Here is a 3,669-nt window from a genome sequence, read left to right as displayed (position 1 = left end):
TGGGGTCTGTTCCGGCTGGGGGCAGAATGACACCCTAAGAGTTTTCGCGATGACGTTTCATAATGTCGAGCACAGTGTTTTTGCTGATACCCAGATCGCGAGCAATCCATCGGTATGAGCGACCCTCCACCACGGCTTGAACGACTTTCGGTGCAAGTTTGTCGGATTTCGGCCGTTGTCCGGGTTGGCGCCCGAGCTTCTTGCCGCGCGCCCGGGCTGCGGCAAGACCTGATTTGACGCGTTCGCTGAGCAGGTCGCGTTCGAATTGGGCAATTCCTGCCAGCATGGTCGCCATCATCCGGCCATGCGGCGTGTCCAACTCGAAAGTCATACCACTCATGGCTACGACCGAAACCTTCCAACCAGCCAGCTTGTTCAACGTGTCCAATAGATCCCGAGTGGAGCGGCCCCACCGGGACAACTCGCTTACAAGGATGGCATCTATCTGCCGTGCCTGAGCCAGGTCGAGAATTCGGTTCCGGGCGGAACGATTGGCGGATGCACCCGAGGCCGTTTCTTTGAAGACACCGATCACTTCATAACCACAGCGTTCTGCGAAACCAGTCAGTTCCATCACCTGCCTGTCACACGACTGATCGGCGGTGGAAACTCTGGCATAGATGGCCGCACGCTGTCCCAGTTGAACTCCCTTGGTATTTGGTCTTGCAAGTCGTTGATTTTGCTGGTGCGAGATGTGTCCCGAACAGACATCTGATTAACAAGGACAACCCAACATGCCAAGACGGTCCATTCTGACCGAGCGCCAGCGTTCGGCGCTTTTCGACCTGCCGACTGACGAGACATTAATCTTGCGGCATTACACGCTGGCAGACGACGATATCGAGCACATCAACGAACGGCGGCGGTCGGAGAATAAGATCGGTTTTGCCCTTCAGCTCTGCGCCCTACGCTATCCTGGGCGGCTGTTGTCATCTGGCGAGGTCATCCCGGAAAAGGTATTGCGCTTCATCGCGGCCCAGTTGGGTCTGACCGGTGACGATGTCTTACCATATGCCGCACGTCGTCAAACCCGTCAGCAGCACCTGCACGCCCTGCGCCAGATTTACGGCTTCAAGATGTTCTCGGGCCAAGGCGCGCGCAGTATGAAAGCCTGGCTTGAGAATGAGGCTGAAACTGCCCGATCCAACGAAGACCTGGCGCGCCGATTTGTCGAAGAGTGCCGCCGGTCGCAGGTGATCCTGCCCGGCATCTCTGTCATCGAACGGCTGTGCGCAGATGCTCTGGTGTCGGCTGAGCGCCAGACCGAAAGCCGGATCACCGGCAGGATAGACGATGAAACGAAAGAACGCCTGGACGCGCTGTTGACCGAGATCGTGGATGGCAATGTCACCCGGTTCATCTGGCTTCGCCGTTTCGAGGCAGGTAGCAACTCAGCTGGAGCATCGCGACTTCTGGACCGGTTGGAGTTTTTGCAGGAATTGGACCTCTCACCGGACATTCTGGCCGACGTACCGCCACATCGGATCACCCGCCTGCGCCGCCAGGGCGAGCGCTACTTTGCCGACGGGTTGCGCGACATCACGAGTGACCGGCGCCTGGCGATCCTTGCCGTCTGTGCGGTAGAGTGGAAGGCAGCCATCGCCGATGCCGTGATCGAAACCCACGACCGGATTGTTGGCAAGACCTGGCGGGATGCGAAGAGGTTGTCCGACGCGCGTATCGCAGATGCCAGATCATCGCTGCGTGAAACATTACGATCCTTCAAGGATCTGGGTGCCGCCCTGCTGGAAGCCAAGGCGGATGGCGCGTCCCTTGAAGCGGCCATTTAACTTGCGTGCGGCTGGTCTCACCTCGAACGTATGGTGACAACGGCGGCCGAGTTGACCGACACGATGGCGGCCGACGCCCTGTCTCATGTCGTTCATGGATATTACCGGTTCCGGCGCTATGCCCCAAGAATGCTGCGGGCGCTTGATATTTGCGCCGCCCCAGTGGCGGCGCCCTTGACGCAGGCAACAAAAGTCATCGCCCAGGATCAAACTGATGCGCCCCGTCAGGTTGGCTTCTTGCGCAGAACCTCGAAATGGCATCGACACCTCAATGCTCAGGACCCAGGTGACAATCGGCTCTGGCAGGTCGCCGTGTTGTTCCAGGTGCGCGAAGCCTTTCGATCCGGCGATATCTGGCTGCCCCATTCCCGGCGTTACGCTGATCTGAAACAGGCTTTGGTCCCGATAGAAACAGCCAAGGCGTGCCCTCGCCTGACGATGCCATTCGAACCTGAGATCTGGCTCGATGATCGCAAGGCAAGACTGGCAGAAGGTATGAAGCGTCTGGCCAAGGCTGCCAGAGCTGGCGCGATTCCCGGCGGTTCAATCGAGAACGGCATTCTCAAGGTTGATCGTTTGACGGCAGCGATCCCGGCGAATGCTGATGGCGTGGTGCTTGATCTCTATGGCCGCCTGCCTGCCGTTCGGATCACCGATCTGCTGCAGGAAGTTGATGACGATATCGGCTTCACCGAAGCCTTTACACACCTGCGCACCGGCGTTCCCTGCAAGGATCGCATCGGGTTGTTGAACGTGCTGCTGGCCGAGGGATTGAACCTTGGCCTCAGCAAAATGGCCGAGGCGACCAGTTCACATGACTACTTCCAACTCTCGCGCCTGTCCCGGTGGCATGTTGAATGCGATGCCATCAACAGGGCGCTTGCCAAGGTGATCAAGGCGCAGACCAATTTGCCGATGGCGCGGTTCTGGGGCGGCGGCATGACCGCTTCAAGCGACGGTCAGTTCTTTCCAACAACGCGGCATGGTGAGGCAATGAACCTCATCAACGCAAAGTATGGACAAGAGCCCGGCTTGAAGGCTTACACCCATGTCTCCGACCAGTTCGGCCCGTTTGCCACACAGAATATCCCTGCGACCGTCAACGAGGCCCCATACATTCTGGACGGCCTGCTGATGAACGAGGTTGGGAAGAAGATAAAAGAGCAATACGCCGACACCGGCGGCTTCACCGATCATGTCTTTGCCGCAACCGCACTCCTGTCATATCGCTTCGTTCCCCGCATCCGCGATCTGCCTTCAAAGCGGCTCTATCTCTTCGACCCAGCCGCCGCGCCGAAGGAAATCCGTGGGCTGGTCGGCGGGAAGATCAGAGAAAAGCTGATCACGGAAAACTGGCCTGACATCTTACGCGCCGTCGCTACCATGGCGGCGGGTGTCATGCCGCCCAGCCAGTTATTGAGGAAGTTCGCATCATATCCCCGTCAGCACGAATTGGCTGTTGCTTTACGGGAGATCGGGCGGATCGAGCGCTCTCTGTTCATTATCGACTGGTTGCTGGACGCCGACATGCAGCGCCGCGCCCAGATCGGTCTGAACAAGGGGGAAGCGCATCATGCATTGAAAAACGCCCTCCGTATCGGTCGCCAGGGCGAAATCCGAGACCGAACTTCTGAAGGGCAGCACTATCGCATGGCCGGGCTGAACCTGCTGGCCGCGATCGTCATTTATTGGAACACCAAACATCTTGGCCAAGCAGTTGAAGCCCGAAAGGGCACCGGCCTCGACTGTTCGCCAGAACTTCTAGCGCACATCTCGCCGCTCGGGTGGGCGCATATCCTGCTCACAGGCGAATACAGGTGGAAAAATCGATGACGCCCAACCTTAGGGTGTCATTCTGCCCCCAGCCGGAGCAGACCCC

The 3,669-nt window shown here is 58.5% G+C and carries 1 protein-coding gene and 1 pseudogene; one reads left to right on the top strand and one right to left on the bottom strand.

Going from position 1 to position 3,669, the window contains the following annotated elements; genetic code table 11:
• Positions 1 to 34: 34 nt before the first annotated feature.
• Positions 35 to 622, bottom strand: coding sequence for a recombinase family protein (locus tag ACR0AO_RS25235; protein WP_480609718.1), 588 nt, complete (start codon positions 620 to 622; stop codon positions 35 to 37).
• Positions 623 to 734: 112 nt separating this feature from the next.
• Here ACR0AO_RS25235 and ACR0AO_RS25230 point away from each other — a divergent pair.
• Positions 735 to 3,623, top strand: a pseudogene (locus ACR0AO_RS25230) (Tn3 family transposase).
• The last annotated feature ends 46 nt before the right edge of the window (positions 3,624 to 3,669 follow it).

The sequence above is a fragment of the Ruegeria sp. AF8 genome (assembly GCF_056541825.1).
This window is presented reverse-complemented; position numbering and strand designations above follow the sequence as displayed.